This window comes from Pseudoalteromonas sp. Z1A8, from assembly GCF_011378855.1.
Taxonomy (GTDB): domain Bacteria; phylum Pseudomonadota; class Gammaproteobacteria; order Enterobacterales; family Alteromonadaceae; genus Pseudoalteromonas.
Genome location: NZ_WTLB01000119.1, coordinates 1 through 1,038, shown reverse-complemented (window position 1 = coordinate 1,038; position 1,038 = coordinate 1). Strand labels below are relative to the sequence as shown.

Genomic DNA, 1,038 nt, shown 5'->3' with positions numbered 1-1,038 from the left:
CAATAGGCGCTGTGGAGTTAAATCCAGAGCAACACAAAGAAGCTGCTTAACAATTTAGGCGACAACTGTCTTGAAAAACGCCGACTGCGCGTAAATGTAAAATATAATTGTAAAAACGATTCTAATTTCATTTCATCTCTTTGTTCTTTACCTTGTTCATCAGGTAAAAATCGAGTATCAGAAACAGGGGAATTTACATTACTCAATATCCATCCATTACTCCCCATACCCATTACAACATCCTTTTGAAGGCAAACCTTAACTTGATCAGCAATTTCAAAAACAGCATCTTTAATAACACTAAAGTTTTGAGTATCAGATTGCTCTGTTAAAGCTTTTTTTGTTTCAGCTAACTCTCTTCGGTTATCTTTCCAAACAAAGTATAAAAGAAATACTGAGATTGCAGAAATAAATGGAGTTGTAACGCCAGTGAAAATTGTTGCTGTTTGATACCAAACGTCGAGACTTTTTGATGGCGAAAATCCAAAAAAGTGACCAAATACCCAGCAAACTCCAAGCATTGTACTTAAAAAAATTATCATTATAATTTTTAAAAAATCTCTTTCTTCTTTTTGCTGTTTTTCATGTTCAGTCATAAGATATCCATTTAAAACAATTAATTTAGTGGTGAAGATGTAATAATTAATCTAACAAGTCATTATTTAATTCATCGTTCTTGAGAATTAAAATCATTGCAATATCATTGTTAAAACCAAGTTTGAACTCTAATGTTGGATCCCTGTGCTCTCTTTTTTGATTAGGTAATTGCATAAGCAAACTGTAGAAGTTTATTACTTCTGTTCGTTTTTTGTAATTGTCTATGTAGTAAATAGATAGGGTATTTAAAATAATTTTTTTATAATTATTAATATTTCTATTGAATTTATCTTTGGTATAGCTCTTTGTATCTTTGTGAATTTTTTTGTTAACAGAAAAATTTCTACCATTTTTTAAAAGCGGCGTTTTTCAAGACAGTTGTCGCCTAAATTGTTAAGCAGCTTCTTTGTGTTGCTCTGGATTTAACTCCACAGCGCCTAT

At 31.0% G+C, this 1,038-nt stretch carries 1 protein-coding gene; it reads right to left on the bottom strand.

From position 1 onward, the window contains the following. Positions 1-17 precede the first annotated feature (17 nt). A complete protein-coding gene (locus tag GQR55_RS19940) occupies positions 18-596 on the bottom strand; it encodes a hypothetical protein (RefSeq protein WP_166421958.1) in 579 nt (192 codons plus the stop codon). Between the last annotated feature and the right edge of the window lie 442 nt (positions 597-1,038).